We start from the raw sequence: 16,528 nt of genomic DNA, 5'->3' as shown, positions 1-16,528 counted from the left end.
TCGCCCAAAGCACAGCCATGAGCGCAATCTCAATGCGGCCCTACAGCGGATCGCGGGCCGCGGGACAGGACATGCACCGCGGGCCGCCGCGACCGGCGCCCAGTTCCGAGACGGCGATCGTCAGTACCTCGACCCCGGCGTCCTCAAGACGAGCGTTGGTCCGCGCGTTGCGCTCATAGGCGACGACGACGCCGGGCGCCAGCGCCAACGTGTTGTTACCGTCGTCCCACTGTTCACGTTCGGCGACAAGGGCATCGGGCCCGGTGTCGATGACGCGCAACTCGTCGATACCCATCGCGGCGGCCGCGGCTTCGACGAACGGCGCTTCGTCGAAAATCTTCACACCATCGGGCGTGCACTCAATCGTGAAGGCGGACAACGCGTCGACGATGCTGGCGTACATCACCACCGCATCGGTGTCGACCATCGTGCACACCGCGTCGAGGTGCATCTGCGCTCGTTTTCTGGCCAGCGGCACGGCCAATACCGTGCTGGCCAGGTTGTCGGCGAACAGGCTGCGCGCCAAGGCTTCCGCTCCGGCCGGAGTGGTCCGCTCGCCTACTCCGACGGCGATCACACCCGGCGCCAGCAACAACACGTCACCGCCTTCCACGGGCGCGGTGCGCGACTCGTAGGCCCGGCGCACACCGGTGAACCGCGGGTGGTGCGCATAGATCAGGTCGGTCAACGACGCCTCACGCGCACGCGCAGGAAGCGCCAGCGACGGGATGACGACCCGGGGTCCGACCCAGATCGACGAGTCGCGGGTGAACACCAGGTTAGGCAGCGGCTCGATGACATAGTCGTTGTCGTGATGCATCCGATGCACCAGCGAGTCATCCGCGCGCGCATCTGAAGGCAACTCGGCGAACGTCATGCCGGCCATCAGCACATGCGCCAACGCGGCCGGGTCAAGGCCCCGCAGATAGGCCGAGAGCTCATGCGCTAAAGGCACTCCAAGCCGCAGCGCGTCAACTGACGCGGCGATGCCCTGCATCCTGGCAGCGCCACTGACCAGAGCTTCGGTCAGCAGGTCGGACAGCAGCAGCACCTCGACGCCGCGGGATCGCAGCAATTCGGCGAACATATCGTGTTCTTCCTGCGCCCTTGCGACCCAGGGCAATCCGTCGAACAGCAGATCATCGTTGTTGCGCGGCGTGAGTCGGCGCAGTTCGGCGCCTGGTCGGTGCAGGATGGCTACCCTGAGCCTGCCCAGTTCGGAGTTGCACCCCAGCTCGCCACTACTCACACTTAGCACGGTAACCGGAACCGCCACCTCAAGTTTGGTTCAGGTTGCCGACACCGAGGAACTGCTTCCGCGCGAACTGTCGGCTCGGGCCGGCGTTGCGGTGTCGAACGTTGCACTTCGACGGTGGGCGAGGCTGTCGGCCGGCTGGCGCGACAACCTCGCCAAGTCTGCGCAGTTGCGCGTTGTCCAATCCGGGGCGACGTGCTCGCCAGGCCGGCTGTGGTTCGGGTGGCGCTCTGCATCGTCGCCGCGCGAGTTCGAACGAGTGTGCGATAGACTTGAGCCCGTGGCGATTGCGGTCCAAGAATCGTTGTTCGAGTGCAACGAACGCAGGCCGCTGGGCAACGGAGCCTGGATCGACATCCGGTCCGGTTGGCTGACCGGCGCCGACGACTTGTTGAGCGAACTGCTGACGGCAGTGCCATGGCGAGCCGATCGCCGGAAGATGTACGACCGCGTGCTCGATGTGCCCCGCCTGGTGAGTTTTCACGACCTCGCCGTCGAGGATCCGCCGCATCCGCGGCTGGGCCGGTTACGCCGGCGGCTCAACGACATCTATGCCGGCGAGTTGGGCGAGCCGTTCACCACCGTGGGCCTGTGCTGGTATCGCGACGGCTCGGACAGCGTCGCGTGGCACGGTGACACCATCGGCCGCAGCAGCACCCAGGACACCATGGTGGCGATCGTCAGCCTGGGCGCCACCCGCACCTTCGCGCTGCGGCCGCGCGCCCGGCCTTCCCAGGGGCGCTCGTTGCGGCTGCCGCAGGCTCATGGCGATCTGCTCGTGATGGGCGGTTCCTGTCAGCGAACCTGGGAGCACTCGGTTCCCAAAACGTCGTCGGCTATCGGCGCCCGGGTCAGTATCCAGTTCCGGCCGAACGACGTGCGCTAAAAATCAGCTTCGGATTGCCGCGACGGATTTGACCAGCAAGTCGCGCGCCCGATTGGTGTCGACGGCAGTGACCGGCTTGTCCGGTTGCAGCAGCGGGTTGGCGGTGATGATCACCTGATAGTCGCCGAAACGCGCCGAGTAGTTGTAAAGCTCGCCGCTACGCGGCTTTCCGTTGACCACCGTTTGCAGGACACGGTGCACGCCCAGGGTCCGTGCCCCCTTGATCTGCGGCGCATCGACGACCTCGATCAGACCGCGCACCCGGCCGCCCTGGAATGCCACTTTCCTGCAGTTGCGTCCGGGCTCGTTGAACGGCACGGGCTGCGACGTCTGCACGGCCATGACAATGAAGCGGTTGCCGGCGCCCTCGGCGGCGACGGCGGCCATGTTCCCCTGCAGACCCGGCGGCATGTCCTCGCCGACCACAAACGATGAGCAATCGGGAGGGTCGAACCTCAGCCCCGGCGGAAGCTTGTGGGTTGAGAGCACCTTGGGATCAATTCCGGTTTTCGGGACGTCCTTGACCTTATATCCGGGTCCGAAGCTCGATTCCACCTGCGAAATCTTGGAGATGTCCGCGGAAGGGGCCTTGCCCGAGGAGCCGTGTGCGCAGGCCACCAGCAAGCACGCACTTCCGACCGCTATCCGCATCATCCGCGTCAATCTAACGCACCGCCTTCAGGCGCGTAACGTCGACGCGGTTTTCACCAGCAGGTCGGCCGCGAACTGCGGCCCCAGCGGCGACTGCGGTGAACCGGGGTCACTGATCAGCGTGGTGAACGCGTAGTAATCGCCAAGATAAGCCGTGAAGGTGTTTGCCCGGTAGCCGATTTCGTTGCCGCCTTCAACCGACGTGGTGATGTCGGTAGCCATGCCCAGAGTGACGGCGCCGTCGATGCGAGGAGCGTCGACCAGGTGTACGCGGGCAGTGGCGCGCCTGCTGGTCATGGTCCACGTTCGGCACTGGGCAACCAGGGACTGATCCAGCGAGACGGAACCGCTCGGCGCGGCCGCGACCACCGCGTACAGGATGCCGCCTGCACCGGAACCCGAAATGCCTTGAGCGGATTGCCCGTGACCGCCGCCCGGGTCGGCCAGCGCCGCGCAGCGCGCGGGGGTCGACGCGGTATTCCCGCCAAGGCCCCAGATCGCCGGTGGAGCGGCCTGGCCCGAAACGGCGGTCACCTCATAGCCAGGCGGCAGGTCGCGTCGCATCCGTCTGATGTTGCCGGGGTCGATATGGCGAGCCGAAGCGGTACGCGACGGCGCCTGTGCGGGTTGGCGTGGCTGCGCACATGACCCGAGCAGCAGAATAACGACACCCACCGCAGCGGCCAAGAGCCGCATGCTAGCCCACAGCCCGAATAACTTGGCGTGCAGCGTGTTTGATCTTGTCCGTCATTTCATCGCTCAACGACGTATCACGCGGCACGTCGATGACAGTGGTGACCACCCCGACGTCGTCGCGCTGCCAGAAAGCGCCGTAGTGGTCCATGATCGTCCGCATCGCCACGTTGTCGGCGAGCATCCGGCCGGAGAACTTTTCGACTCCGTCGACCCGGGCGGCCACCGAGAGTGCGGCGACCAGGAAGGAACCGATACCGCGTCCCTGAAAGGCGTCGGCAACGGTAAACGCGATCTCGGCGATGCCGGGGTGGTGATCGTCTCGAACGAAGCGGGCGTCCGCAACCGGGTTGCCCTGCTGATCGGTCATCACCCACACGAAGTGGTCGACATAGTCCACCTCGGCCAAGTAGTCCATCAACGCCGGACTGGGAACCCGCGGTGACATGAACCGCCGATACAGCGTCTCGCTGGAGAACCGGACATGCCCCTGCATGGTTCGCTCGCTGTCGCCGGGCAACACCGGACGGAGCAGTAATTTTGTTCCGTCGCGAACCGTGACCGGGATCGGCGTCAGGAAAGCGGCGAGTCGCTGGCGCACGGTGCGCGCCAGCCGGCCCATGATTCCCGGGATGTGCACCAACCGGGCGAACGCGTCGTTGTCACCGATCCAGCCGGTCAACGGCTCGGTCGTGATCACGGTCGCCGTCCGCGGGATGTCGCGCAGCAGGGCAATCTCGCCGACGATCGTGCCGGCCGACACGTGCTCGAGGGTCACCGCGTCGTCGTCCCCGACGTGCTTGATCTCGGCGGTGCCCGACGAGATGAGCAGAAACGACACCGCCTGCTCACCTTGGCGCATGAGCACTTGGCCGGCAGTGGCCTGCAACGGTTGCAGGCTCGCCGCCAGCGGCATCAGATCCTCCGGCGGACATCCAGTGAAGATGTCCAATGCGGCGAGCTCGTCGGCGCGCAGCGCGGTCAATTCGGTCACGATGCCCGCTCCGCCCCTGTCGCCGTCTCACACGCGCCGGGCGGCGACGCCCGGTCGCGGTCCGATGTTGCCCAGGTTATGGGTTGCGTTCGGGTCGCAGCAAGGTCGGGTCCAGACTCACGGGATGGACATCGCCGGCGATCCGCTGGAGACAACCCGCAACCTGCTCGACCGCACAGCTACCCTGCGGCACGGTTTCCTCGACGTGCTGGGCGAATCAACGGCGGTGGGTGTCCCCACGTTCGCCCAGCGCGCGATGAACAGCCCGTTCGTCGCTGGCGTGTACGAACGACGGTGGCGCCCGGTTGCGTTCTACATTGCCAGCGGTGTCACCACCGGTGCCGAGCAACGCCGCGCGGCCGAGGCACTACATCTGTCCGGCGCGCGCAGGTTGCTCGACATCGCTTGTGGCCCAGGCAATTTCACCGGGCCTTTGGCGCGACGACTGCCCGCCGGCGGCCTCGCCGTCGGGCAGGACATCTCCGAGCCGACGCTGGCTCGCGCCGTGCTGGACAACAGCGGACCGCGCACCTGTTACGTCCGCGGCGACGCGAGCACGCTGCCGTTCGGCGATGAAACATTCGACGCCGTCTGCTGTTTCGGCGCCCTTTATCTGATGCCCGAACCGTTCCGGGTGGCGATACTCACCAGCTATGCCGCGTAACCGGCGCTGCTGCGGTCCGCGATGACCGCACCCGCTCGGCACTGCTGCACGCGGTCGCCGATCGGAGGTGGCGGCTTAGCCGCTCGGGACGCGACGAGCCTTCGTGTTGGCTACTGCCAGGACGGGCTGGCGGTGAGCACCTCGGGCCCGCTGTCGGTGATGAGCACAGTGTCGCGGTGCAGAACCCCGCCGACGCCTTCCTGCCACACGTAGCCGGTGAGCGCCAACTCCATTCCGGGGTCGAGATGTTCGTGTTCGGCGGTGTCCGGAAGCTGCCGCGAGATCACCGGCGGATCGAAGCCCAGGCCCAGTCCGTGCGCGACGGACGTCAGCGGCAGCGGCTCGGCGGCCAGGTCGTAAGCCGCGAGCAGATCGCTGGCCCGTGCTCCGGGGCGGCAGGCGGCAATCAGCCGGCACGCCACGGCGTCGGCAAGCGTTGGCGCGCAAGGTATTTCGACGACAACGGTAAGGAATACACCCAGCACTTCGAGCGCAAGACCGACGCGAAGCAATGGCTCGCCGGGGTCAGCGCCAGCATGGTGACCGGTACCTACACGGCACCGGAGGCCGGTCGGGTGACCGTCGGGGCTATCTACTCCAGCTGGTCAGCGGCGCAGGCCCACATCAGCGCCAAGACCGCCGCGACCAGGCGCTCGACCTGGGGCAGGCGGGTCGAACCGCGGTGGGGGCACGTCGCCGTCGTCGACGTCAAGACCAGCGCGGCGCGCGCCTGGGTCGCGCAGCTGGTCGCCGACGGCGTCGGCGTGCCCGGTATCGAAACCTGCTTCGGGCTGCTGCGGCAGATCATGGGCGCGGCCGTCGAGGACCGCGCGATCCCCCGCAATCCGACGACGGGGGTGAAGCTGCCGAAGCGTCAGCACGCCGACCGCGGATACCTCTCGCATCGTCAGCTGGCGACCTTGGCCGACGCCGTCGAGCGCGACGGCATCGTGGTCCGGTTCCTGGCCTACACCGGTCTGCGGTACGGCGAGATGGCGGCGCTGCGCGTGGCCGATTTCGACATGCTGCGGCGGCGGGTCAACGTCAGCCGCAGCGTGACCGACGCTGCCGGGGCGGGTCTGGTCTGGTCGACGCCGAAGACCTGGGAGCGGCGCTCGGTGCCATTCCCGGCTGCCCTGGCCGACGACTTGGCCGCGCTGATGGTCGGCAAGGGTCGCGACGATCTGGTGTCCGGCGACCAGCGCGGCGGGGGTGCTGATGCGAACGAGTCCGAAAACGGGTAATTTTTCGCTCAACAGCCATTTCTCACGGAACCACCCGGGTGGGGGTCTTGGGGTTTCGTGAGGGATAGCTCTGTGCTGCGGCATCTTTGCGGCACATCGGCTCCCGTGCGGCCCGCATGCCACAGTGCAAAATCGCGGCTACATGCCGCGAAAGACATTGACGTCACCGATGTCTCCGACACTGACTTGACCGCTGCGGTGAACGACGTCCTGGCCCCACCGGAATCCGATGAACAGCGTGGCGCAAGGCGAGCCGCCTGGGACGGCTATCAGCGGTTGCAGACCGGTGCGCAGCTGATCCGGTGTCACGCAGGCCAGGGCGTCCATGGACAGCAGTGCGCCCTCGACAGCCAGCGCCCTGGTTTGCGGGGTCTCGGTGACCGGCAGCCAGGTGGTCTCCACCGCTGATGCGCGGCGCGCACCGTCCCGGACGGTCCAATCGACTGAGCAGGTACGCCCGATCGCGTACTCCAACCGGTTGCGGTACTGCAGGTTGAGCAGCCGAACCTCTTCGTCGTGTTCGGGCAGGTCTTGTTCCAGCACATCACGGACGGGCAGAAACGCCTCCGCCCCGCCGGCCTCAACATGGAGTTTGGTCTGAAACATCCACACGCTCAGCGGGATTGGTGACGGTGTCTCCTGGTCGTTGCATAGTGCGATCTCCACTAGCACCCGCCCGAAGTCGGGGTCGTCGTAGCGGTCGATGCGCAGGCAGACCGCATCCCGTAGCGCCACGGTGGCGGTGTGGCCGGGCTGCAGACTGGCCAGCGCAATGTCGCGGCGGAACTCGATCGGGGTGCGCTGATAGTGGTAGACGGTGCGGCCGGCCTTGGTGACCTGATCGGTCTTGACGGCTTCGTAGGTGCCCCAGGTCGCGGTGACGGTGAACGACGCCAGATCCGCCGGGACCTGAAACCGCAGGCCCATCGACGCTGGAATCATCAAGCCCTGCTTGGGGGCCCGGTCTTCGGCGTCCTCGTCGGCGGCATCGGTGCCGTTGTCGTCATCGGAGGCGAACGCCGGCACCCCGCGCCCCGCAGCCAACCCCTCGGCGTCGGAGCGGGCCTCGGCCAGCTCGCCGCGCTGGTCGTCGGCTTCCTCGTCGCCATCACTGCCCGAGGCGACGGTGGTGTTTTCACCGGGGCGATGTAGCCGACCAGATAATGTGAGCGCGGGCTGAACGGCAACACCTCCTCGGGCCGTGCACCGGGCCCAGCAGCTCGCGTTGCAGGATGTCGACGAGGTTCTCCCGGACGGTGAACGATGTGCCGTCGGGCTGGTGGTTCAACGCGTAACTGTCACTGATGAACTCGGCCGTTGCGGTCATGGCGGTTAGGTTCCGCTGGCCATAGCCGTGTTGCGGAACGTTGCCTTGGCCGAGACCAGTTGATGCGCCCGCTGATAGGAAATGCCCAGCGCCTTGCCGATGTCGCGCACCGTCAATCCACCACCTTTGAGTTCGGTTGCCGCACGCCGGTATTCCTCGGCGGCACCGGCTTGCGCATCGGCGGCCTCCCGACGCAGCTTTGCCGCCAGTTCGAGGTGGTGATGAACAGACTCCGGTAGCTCAACCTGCACCTCAACAGTGAACGAGTCCGCCGGTACGTCGAGCCACAACGCGATCAGGTCGCGCGCGGTCGGTTCAACCTGATCGAGATTGCGAGCCTGGGCGGGCAGCCCGTATTCGGGACGGTTGCCCAGTCCGGGCAGTCGGACATGCCAGCACTTGCCGTCCGGGCTTGCGATCGCGGTATAGGTACTCACCGCCACCACCCCTTCCCCAATTTTGCTTCGCATTCTCGGTACACGTCCTCGGCATAACGGTTGGTCAACTCGTTGTGCCGGCCGACCGGGATCATCAAGCCGTCGAGACTGTAGATCGTATGGTTGGCGCCTTCACGCAGTTCAGCGAATGTCATCCCCCGAGCCTGTGCTGCCCGCCTGATCTTCTTGATGACCTCGGTCCGCTTCGGCATCGTATCGTTCTATCCAAGGCTAGACAAGCTTAGTCAAGGCTACGCTAGACAAACCGAGTCGTGGAAGTTCGTCATGGGCCTTCGGCATCGGCTCATCTGATGGAAATGATGTCCGGGCGCTCGGACCCCTCGGGCGCATCGGGGCACTGCTTGGCTCCGGTGATGCTGGTGCGTTTTCCGACATGCCCTTCAGGCTTGAACTCGGCGATTCCATAACACGATTCGAGATCCTCGTCGGTATCCTCAACCCGCGCCCCGGCAGGGTCCGCACACACTTTCCGATGTAGCACCGCGTACGCGCAGATCGGCATATGGCATACAACCCACCCGATAGCCGGATTTCACAGCCCTCGAACTGCATTGGCGCCGGGGGCGCGAGCCCTCGTCATGTGAAAAAGGTCGGCTGCACCCCGGGCATTTTGTCCCCGAAGGGTTTTCCCTTCAGTTTGGTCGCGTGGGCTTCTGCGGCAGCACGGGGCTGGTTCTCCTGCAGCACCCGGTCCAAAATCTGCCACCGGGCTGACCGCCCAGCGCGGTCCTGGAGAGCCTCAGTCGGGCTCATAGGACTCGGCGAACTGCAGCACCCGCGGCGCAAGAGGTAACTGCGACGGCACCAACTGACGGCGGGTGAAGCCCGGGCTGGCTTGCAGGAAGTACATGCCATGCCTTCCCCCGAATCGGCCGATGAGTTCTTTCACCGTCGCGGCGTCCTCTACAACATTCGGGTACAGCACCTTGTCCAGCTTCTCCTGCAGCGGCCCCATAAGTGGCTGAATCGCTTTGATCATGTCCAGCACACTGGGGTCAGAGTCGAGCTCCTCGAGCTCGCGGCGCTTGAGCCAGGGCTTGTTCCGGTTGTCGTTGATGAAGTCCAGCATGAACGCGCGGTCCAGGTTAATCTTCACCTCCGGATCGACCCGGACGCTGACGTTGAAACTCCACTTGAACGCGTTGATATCGCCGTGCTGCAAGGCATCACGCACTGCCTCCAGCCACCGGTATTCGAACGAATTCCGCTTGAGGTCGTCGAACAGCGCTTTGACGGCCTCCACCTGCGCGCGGCCCAAACCCAGCGTTTCCCGCACGCTGCGAACTGTCTGGTACTCGTGAATCTGCAGCGCAGCCGTGAACGAGATCAGCGCTGAACGGATTCTGCGCCGTCGTTCATCCATGGCGTCTTGGTCGGACAGCGACACGCGTTGACTCTGAAGCTCGCGGAGCACACCGATCAGCACGTCGCATAACCGATCGCTTTCATCCGAGATGTGCTGCAACAACTCGCTGTCGATCATCCGCCAAAGCCGTTCGTAAGCCTTCACGTACCGAGCGTTTTCCTCCTCGGTGAACGAACACACCTTCTCGAAGATCGGTGCGTCAGACCGGGTGGGGTCGCGGTGCAACAGAATCGCGCCGTACTGGTCTGCTTCCGCTGCCGCATCCTGAGCGTCCAGCTCTGCGTTCTTCCTTTCATTCGCGTCCAAGGCCGCTTTCACGCCCGCACTCGCAGCCGCAGTACGCCGCCTGATCTCGTCATTTGATGGCAGCCCGGCCGTCAGCCAACGTTGACCGTCACGCACAATGCGGTTCAGCTCATCCTTGACTAGCCTCTCAACATCACTGCGAGTCAGACGGTCCCGGACGTCGGGCGTGTCCGCCCAGTCCATCGACACTGTCGTCATCACGTGAGACAACGCGGCGAACGATTCAAGGATGATCAGAATGGCCGGACTTGTCGACGGCGGACTGCCAGTCATGGCGATGGACTTCCACGCGTCACAGACGCTTTCGCAGAAGTCCGTCGGCGTTTCACCATCCAGGGCATCCAGCGTCGACGTGAACGAGTCCAGCCGGTCAATCCAGTCCCATACGCGTTCCACTTCTTCCTGATCGCCGTCCTCCACTTCGGCGCCTTTCCTCCTACGCCACAGCATGTGCGGTCCGCTTCTCGTGGGTAGCCAGGCAGAATCGCACAGCGCCACCTTGAATGCATGCAGCGACACGCGCAAACCGCGGAGGTGCGCAAAGACTTGTGCCGCACGATAAGTTCGAGGCTGACGGGTCGATACGGCTCAGCATGGCGATGGGCCTGGGCCGTAGCTGATGCGGACCGCCTTGCCGACTGTGGTCATGTCATGATCCCAACTGAGCGCTACAACCTTGCAGTTGTCGGTGCCGGCTCGGTCGAGAAATATCGCACTGGGTCGGTGGACCACGATCGCACCGCCTCCCCCGGTCAAAACTCCCGAAGCTGAAGCACAGCTCCACCCCGCCGACGAGCATCGACCCACCCCACAGTTCACCGTCGATATTCTCCAATCCGACCGACAGCGACTGGTCGGGGTTGCTTGCACGGCCGGTCTGCAGCCCCTTCACGTACAGACCCCAGTCCGCGGGCAGTTCACCGTCGCGAAAGAGGTAGTTCGCCAACATCTTCCGATCTACGTTGGCGCGCAGCGGTGGAACCGTTGGAAACGCCGCCGTGGCACCCCATATCATCTTCAACAGCCACCGTTCGAGCTGTTCGCCGCTGATCAGATCGAATTCGCTCCCGCTAATGTCTTCGCGACTGATCTGGTCCAGGTAGAACTGATCCAGGGTCTTGAAGGTACAGGCCGCAGCTATGCCCAGAGGTGACAGGGCGTGGTCATGCCTCTCGCACAGCATCTTTGAGCCGAGGCTGCTCGGTGACAACTCGTCGACGCGTCCCTGCGGCTGCCACGGCGGGCCGCCGATCCGAACCACCGTGCCATCGCCGGCCCCGATCAGAATCCCCTCGCTCAGCCAATGCTCGTTCGACAGCTTCCCGCTGCAGTCGTTGGTGAACGCCGCAAAGCAGCCAGGAACCAAGTGTCCCGTGCGGGCATCGGTGAGCAGTGGCATCTACGCCGACAGCTGCCACCGCTGCGTTCGCGGATTGAAGTGACTTGCCGCCGTGGGCGACCGGATCACGTTCGTTCTTGGTGGCGTCCGCCCAGAGAACCTCGTTTTTTCCAGACGTCGCTGCTGGGCCCTGCTAGTGTTTCTCATCTCGGGCCCACGTTTTCTTTGTCGAGTCGAGTTCTTTCGAGGATGCGTTCATGGCGACCGCAACGGTTCACAGGTCCTACTTAATCGGGAACACACACGGGTTAACAGCTGCATCTGGGCGCCTTCATCTCTCGAACTGAGGCAGTAACGTGGGCTTTTACATCCGCAAGAGCGTCAAAGCCGGACCGTTTCGGTTCAACCTGAGCAAGTCGGGGATCGGGGTAAGCGCCGGCGTTCCGGGCTTTCGCGTTGGCTCGGGTCCGCGGGGCAACTACGTCCACATGGGCCGCAAAGGCGTCTATTACCGGGCCTCGCTGAACGGGCGTCACACGTCGTCATCGCCGCGACAGCAACATCCATCGCCCGCCACCCCGCCCGATTTTCGCCCTAGCGACATTATCCTGCAGGACGTCACCGGTGCCACTGCCACTACCTTGGAGCCCACCGGTCGAGGCGATCTGATCGACCAGCTGAACATGGCGACCGCGCGTTTCGTGTGGTGGTGGCCGACGGCAATTCTGGTTCTGCTGCTGGGCCTGCTGACAATGCCGTGGGGATTGCTCATCTGGTTGCTCGGCGGCGCTGGCTGCATCTGGCTCTACCTTTATGACCGGGCACGACGCACGGTCGTTCTTTTCTATGACGTGAACGACGACGCTCAATCGTGGTTCGACTCCGTGGTAACCCAGTGGCGCTGGCTAACTGAGTCGCAGCGAGTTTGGCGAATCGTTCAAGCCGGCGACGTGGTGGGAACCAACGCCTTCAAAACGAACTCCGGGGCCAGCACACTGGTCAAGACGATTCCCGCGACCGTAGGCACATCGGTCAAGAACAAACAATTGGCGACTAACATCGCCGTACCCTCAATCACCGCCGGTAACTCTGCGCTATACCTGCTGCCAGACCGGCTCCTGGTTCGAGAGGGCAAGCGCTACAGCAACATCGACTACCAGGCGCTGCGCATTTTTCACCAAACCCAACGCTCCATCGAGAGTTCTTCCCCTCCACGAGACGCCTCCCAAGTAGACACCACATGGCAGATCGTCAACGTCAAGGGCGGCCCGGACCGCCGCTACAAAAACAACAGGATGCTCCCGATCATGCTGTACGGGCGGCTTGTCATCACTTCGGTAAGCGGCCTCTATTGGATCATTCAGATATCCCGCGCCGACGCCGCCGAACCACTTGCTCACGTCATCTCAGCGGCGCCCGCGCAACTCGATGAGGACACGGGACATGTGGCAGCACCGGCACATGCCCCGCGGCCGCCACAATCCCCGCCTCCTACGGAGCGCCCGCCAGCCCGACGACAGCACACAACCACTGGCCAGCGCCCGAATGTAACTTCCAGCTTCATCGAGCGTTCGCTACTGACCCGGGCTACCACCAAATACCTCGCAGCCGAGCAGGTGTTCACCGCAGTCGATCTGGAAACCACGGGTTTGTACCCCTCGGCGGATCGCATCATGGAGATCGGACTAGTGAAATTCCGCGGCGACGGAAAGGTTCTCGATGAATTCGCCACCTTGGTAAACAACCCCGGATCCTCGCCAGAGGCCAGAACGCACCACCAGATCGATGACGCCGATCTCATCGGCGCTCCAACGATTGATAACGTGCTCCCTGAGGCCTTCGCGTTTATGGTCGACACAGTTGTAGTCGCGCATAACCTCGACTTCGAAGCAGGGTTCCTTACCTCGGCAGCACAACGGAACAGCATCAGCGTTCCGCGGTTGACCGGTGTGTGCATGCTTCAGGCGGCACGACGTCAACTCGATGCCCGCGCCTACAGCCTCATGTCGTTGTACAAGAGCGCCACTGGTCATTGGGCTGAGAACAGCCACACGGCGCTGGGTGATGCCCGTGCCGTCCGTGAGGTTCTGCTGTGGATGCTGCGAACTGCGCCGCAGCCGCTGCACCTCACCTCGGCGGCGATCCCGGCTCCGGTCTCAGGCCCAGCGCCACAGCCGTGCGCGATTAGTTGCCGGCCCGTGCCCATGACGAGAGCCTCGGTCGCTGCACTGCTGGAGTCCTTCCCGCAGTCGTCAACCCCGCGGTATGGCGACCCAGTCGAAATCGAGCGATACCGGATTTTGCTCGGTGATTGCGTCAAAGATGGACGGCTCACCTTCGAAGAGGCCACCGCACTGTCGAGCCAAGCCCGGCGCACGCGCCTTAGCGGCACCCAGCTACGTTCATTGCACTACGAAGCGTGGCGGTCGGCATACGGCGCGACCTCCGGAATGGACTGGACGGCCCTCGCTCCAGGTCATCGACGCGAGATGTGGTTGCTCGCTGACGAATTAGGGTTACCCGACCTCGCTGGGGAGATTGGCGCCGCAATCGATCAATGCACCGAAACGCCCCCGCCGCCGCAAGCGCGCTACCTACGCGGGGTCCGAGTTGGCATCCTGGGTCATGGGCCCGAATTCGACCGGTTGCGCATACGTGCCAAAGACTACGGAGCAAGCATCGCGAAGAACATCACCAAGACGGTCGTCTGGGTTGCGACCACAACGCCCGACGCGAACGACGCGCCCCACCGTGCCGCACGCACCCACCAAATACCGATGCTGCCTCCCGCAGTCGCACGCCAACGACTCGACGACGCCATCCGCGACGCCGAGGCAACGGCCGCCGAACGACAACGCGCAATTGATGAATGGGCCGCCCAGCGCCAAGCCCGCGACGAGTACTGGCGACCAGCCTGGCGGCCTAGCGAACTCGAATATGACGCAGATCCCGGGCAGGCTGCCGATTAGCAGGCAGCGCCTTACTCACTCTCAGGCGCAGGGGCGACGGTGGCTCGGCGATCCACGATCCGTCGTTCCCCCGGTGACAGCGGGTGGCCTGTCGATGCGATCCGCACGGACAGTCGTCCGCGGGCGGCGGCCCGTACCAGTGGCTAGCACGCACGTCGGCGTCTCGGACGACCCATTCATCGAGTGGTCTGACAGCCTGCTCTAGTCCGTCACTCACCGTTCCGACGATAGCGTCGCGCACCGATATCAAACCGCAAGCGACGGGTGCGCATTGTGAGGCCCGAAAGCCCACCACCACGCGTAACTTACCCTAGTGCGCTCGGTTATTTAGAGCGCCCAGCTGTCATCATCTCTCCGCCGTCGCCGACGACAGCCGACGTGGGATGTTGCCGTCGGCTGACCTGGCCACACAACTTGTTGCGGCATCCGTGCGGCACGTAACATCCGATGGAGATTCAACAGCGAAGTAGAAAAATAAAGGCCAACTGCATACTTTCACTGTGGAGCTAAGGGGATTCGAACCCCTGACCTACTCGATGCGAACGAGTCGCGCTACCAACTGCGCCATAGCCCCTGATCGCTAGCAGGCTACCAGTCGCGACGTCCGTCGCCGAACCGGTTACTGCCCGGCGGCTCGCGGCAAGTCCCCGTGCCAGCGGTGATCCCGCGCGTACGGCGCGTAGTCGAGGTGCTCGAAGGTGGGATCCTCGTCGTCGATCTCCAGCACTACGGCCCCCGGGCGTCGCAGTCTCGACGGGACCACGTCGAATTCACGGTCATAGGTGTTTTCAACGCCCAGCCGCGACCGCGCCATCCGCTGCATCCGCCGCCGCTGCACCCGCTCCTCGATCCGGGTCTGCCGGCGCAGATACCCCAGGTAGAGCATCGTCGCCGCGGCGACGCTGCTGAAGATCCACCAGGCCCCAGGGGTCAGCAGGAAGGCGGCCGCCGCCGATCCCACCAATGCCAGCGCCATGACCATCAGAACCCGCCTGCGAAACGCATACTTGCGGGCGCTGACCGCCGCCGCGGTATCCGAGTCGTAGCGATGCCGAGAAGACGCGCGCGCAACCCTCGCGGGCGGTTCCTCGCCGACCGGTATCCCCGATGTGTCGTCGACGTATTCGTACTGGTCACTCGCGGGATCGGAGTCGTCGGTGTCCTCGGTGTCCCGGCCATCGGAAGTCTCGCCGTCGGCCACCGGCTCGGGTTGCTCCTCGGCCGAGGGCAGGGTTTCGGAGTCTGTGGCGGGCACTTCGGCGCCCGGAGCGGTCTCGTCCGCCGCCACCGCGTCCGTGGCCCTGACAACTACGTCGTGGGCTTGCGGCATCTCCTCGGTCTCGTCCGAGTCGAGGTCGTCGCGGTCCTCGTATTCGTCCTCGTCCGGCTGCCAGTCCGGGTCACTGCGATGCCCGGCCGCCGGTCTGGACCGCCTGAGCAGCCGCGCCGCGGCGCCGCTGTTGAGCACGCGGGTCGCCAAGGCCACATCGCTGGTGCGCCGCACCGCGTCGCGCTTACTGACCAGCATGGGAACCAACACGAACAGCCAGAGCACCACGAGCGATATCCACAACAATGACTGCGGGATGCTTGGCATGATGACCTGCTCCTTTCCGCACCAGGCTAAGCCGGTGGCCAGCGCATACGGTCGAGGCGCGCCAGGGACAATTACACACCTGTAATTTGCTGCTGACAAGCACCGCCAGCCACAAATGTCACATTTGCAACAGAAATCAGGCCCAGTTGGCGTGCCCGTCGCGCACCAGAGCCGACGTCACCGACCCGTAGATCTCCTCGGCTGTCAGACCCACTAACAGGTGATCGCGCCAATCGCCGTCGACTTGGAGGTACCGGCGCAACAGCCCCTCCTCGCGGAACCCGACCTTTGCCAACACCGCCCGGCTTGCCGCATTCTCCGGACGCACGGTGGCTTCCACGCGATGCAACCTGACCGGGCCGAAGCAATGATCCAGGCCCAGCGCCAACGCTCCGGTCGCGACCCCGCCACCGGTGACCGAGCTGGACACCCAGTAGCCGATCCATGCCGACCGCAGCGCGCCGTGCGTGACGTTACCGACGGTCAGCTGCCCACAGAACCGACCTGCCAGCTCGATCGCGTACGGCAGCGTGCGGCCCTTACGGGCTTCTGCCCGCAAACTCGAACACACGGCGGGCCACGACGACTTCGAGTGCCGCGCAGTCCAATCGGCTTCGGTGCTGGGCTCCCAGGGCTCCAGGTGCGCACGGTCAGCCAATCGGGCGCGGCTCCACGCAGCGGCGTCGCGCAGGCGTACCGGCCGCAGCAGGATCACGCCGGCCGCCACCCGCAGCGGACCCACGCGCATCGGCCAGCCGGGATGCTGGGAGCTGGCGCGC

At 64.7% G+C, this 16,528-nt stretch carries 15 protein-coding genes, 1 tRNA gene and 3 pseudogenes; 5 read left to right on the top strand and 14 right to left on the bottom strand.

The features are described 5' to 3' along the window. Positions 1-40: 40 nt before the first annotated feature. Entirely contained in the window at positions 41-1,249 is a 1,209-nt protein-coding gene (arcA, locus tag M5I08_RS07545; protein ID WP_219066261.1) for an arginine deiminase, read from the bottom strand. A 286-nt stretch (positions 1,250-1,535) separates the two neighbouring features. Between arcA and M5I08_RS07540 the strand changes: the two genes are divergently transcribed. Then, complete coding sequence (locus M5I08_RS07540) at positions 1,536-2,141, top strand: alpha-ketoglutarate-dependent dioxygenase AlkB (RefSeq protein ID WP_219066262.1); 606 nt, start codon at positions 1,536-1,538, stop codon at positions 2,139-2,141. A 3-nt stretch (positions 2,142-2,144) separates the two neighbouring features. Here M5I08_RS07540 and M5I08_RS07535 read toward each other — a convergent pair whose 3' ends face one another. From M5I08_RS07535 to pat, 3 genes are read right to left on the bottom strand one after another with little or no spacing between them, the layout of a single operon-like run. Next, entirely contained in the window at positions 2,145-2,804 is a 660-nt protein-coding gene (locus M5I08_RS07535; protein ID WP_219066263.1) for a DUF5642 family protein, read from the bottom strand. Positions 2,805-2,819: 15 nt separating this feature from the next. Next, the gene (locus M5I08_RS07530; RefSeq protein WP_219066264.1) at positions 2,820-3,488 is read right to left on the bottom strand and encodes a DUF5642 family protein; all 669 of its coding nucleotides are present in this window, start codon (positions 3,486-3,488) and stop codon (positions 2,820-2,822) included. Position 3,489: 1 nt separating this feature from the next. After that, the gene (pat, locus tag M5I08_RS07525) at positions 3,490-4,479 is read right to left on the bottom strand and encodes an acetyltransferase Pat (protein ID WP_249763181.1); all 990 of its coding nucleotides are present in this window, start codon (positions 4,477-4,479) and stop codon (positions 3,490-3,492) included. Positions 4,480-4,603: 124 nt separating this feature from the next. Between pat and M5I08_RS07520 the strand changes: the two genes are divergently transcribed. Further along, positions 4,604-5,143 carry a class I SAM-dependent methyltransferase gene (locus tag M5I08_RS07520; RefSeq protein ID WP_219066265.1) on the top strand — a complete coding sequence of 180 codons (540 nt, stop codon included), beginning with the start codon at positions 4,604-4,606 and terminating at the stop codon, positions 5,141-5,143. A 110-nt stretch (positions 5,144-5,253) separates the two neighbouring features. Here the strand turns inward: M5I08_RS07520 and M5I08_RS07515 are convergent. Next, a pseudogene (locus M5I08_RS07515) lies at positions 5,254-5,571 on the bottom strand (M24 family metallopeptidase); the annotation flags it as partial. Between M5I08_RS07515 and M5I08_RS27425 the strand changes: the two are divergent. Together M5I08_RS27425 and M5I08_RS07510 are read left to right on the top strand one after the other, a co-directional pair. Further along, positions 5,515-5,631 (top strand): annotated as a pseudogene (locus M5I08_RS27425) (hypothetical protein); the annotation flags it as partial. The pseudogenes M5I08_RS07515 and M5I08_RS27425 overlap by 57 nt on opposite strands. An 87-nt stretch (positions 5,632-5,718) precedes the next feature. Then, positions 5,719-6,387, top strand: a complete 669-nt coding sequence (locus M5I08_RS07510; protein WP_249763180.1) for a tyrosine-type recombinase/integrase — start codon at positions 5,719-5,721, stop codon at positions 6,385-6,387. 303 nt (positions 6,388-6,690) lie between these two features. Here M5I08_RS07510 and M5I08_RS07505 read toward each other — a convergent pair. The 6 genes and pseudogenes from M5I08_RS07505 to M5I08_RS07480 form a co-directional block, all read right to left on the bottom strand. Next, positions 6,691-7,092 (bottom strand): annotated as a pseudogene (locus M5I08_RS07505) (DISARM system helicase DrmA); the annotation flags it as partial. A 430-nt stretch (positions 7,093-7,522) separates the two neighbouring features. Beyond that, positions 7,523-7,714 carry a hypothetical protein gene (locus M5I08_RS07500; protein WP_219066268.1) on the bottom strand — a complete coding sequence of 64 codons (192 nt, stop codon included), beginning with the start codon at positions 7,712-7,714 and terminating at the stop codon, positions 7,523-7,525. 5 nt (positions 7,715-7,719) lie between these two features. After that, positions 7,720-8,151: a hypothetical protein gene (locus M5I08_RS07495; RefSeq protein WP_219066269.1), complete on the bottom strand. Its 432-nt coding sequence runs from the start codon at positions 8,149-8,151 to the stop codon at positions 7,720-7,722. After that, complete coding sequence (locus M5I08_RS07490; protein ID WP_219066270.1) at positions 8,148-8,363, bottom strand: hypothetical protein; 216 nt, start codon at positions 8,361-8,363, stop codon at positions 8,148-8,150. The genes M5I08_RS07495 and M5I08_RS07490 overlap by 4 nt, the downstream gene beginning before the upstream one ends. Before the next feature lie 548 nt (positions 8,364-8,911). Continuing rightward, complete coding sequence (locus M5I08_RS07485; RefSeq protein ID WP_249763318.1) at positions 8,912-10,363, bottom strand: hypothetical protein; 1,452 nt, start codon at positions 10,361-10,363, stop codon at positions 8,912-8,914. 130 nt (positions 10,364-10,493) lie between these two features. Beyond that, positions 10,494-11,243, bottom strand: coding sequence for a hypothetical protein (locus tag M5I08_RS07480; protein WP_219066272.1), 750 nt, complete (start codon positions 11,241-11,243; stop codon positions 10,494-10,496). Positions 11,244-11,539: 296 nt separating this feature from the next. On the opposite strand from M5I08_RS07480, the gene M5I08_RS07475 reads away from it, so the two are divergent. Next, on the top strand, positions 11,540-14,152 hold the full coding sequence (locus M5I08_RS07475; protein ID WP_219066273.1) for a DUF4236 domain-containing protein: 2,613 nt from the start codon (positions 11,540-11,542) through the stop codon (positions 14,150-14,152). Between the two features lie 501 nt (positions 14,153-14,653). Here M5I08_RS07475 and M5I08_RS07470 read toward each other — a convergent pair. The 3 genes from M5I08_RS07470 to M5I08_RS07460 all read right to left on the bottom strand — a co-directional run bounded on the left by M5I08_RS07470 (position 14,654) and on the right by M5I08_RS07460 (position 16,497). Beyond that, positions 14,654-14,726, bottom strand: a tRNA-Ala gene (locus tag M5I08_RS07470). A gap of 45 nt (positions 14,727-14,771) precedes the next feature. After that, the gene (gene sepX / locus M5I08_RS07465) at positions 14,772-15,749 is read right to left on the bottom strand and encodes a divisome protein SepX/GlpR (protein WP_219066274.1); all 978 of its coding nucleotides are present in this window, start codon (positions 15,747-15,749) and stop codon (positions 14,772-14,774) included. Between the two features lie 136 nt (positions 15,750-15,885). Beyond that, on the bottom strand, positions 15,886-16,497 hold the full coding sequence (locus tag M5I08_RS07460; RefSeq protein ID WP_370328625.1) for a GNAT family N-acetyltransferase: 612 nt from the start codon (positions 16,495-16,497) through the stop codon (positions 15,886-15,888). Between the last annotated feature and the right edge of the window lie 31 nt (positions 16,498-16,528).

Source organism: Candidatus Mycobacterium methanotrophicum (assembly GCF_023515995.1).
Classification (GTDB): Bacteria; Actinomycetota; Actinomycetes; order Mycobacteriales; family Mycobacteriaceae; genus Mycobacterium; species Mycobacterium methanotrophicum.
This window is presented reverse-complemented; position numbering and strand designations above follow the sequence as displayed.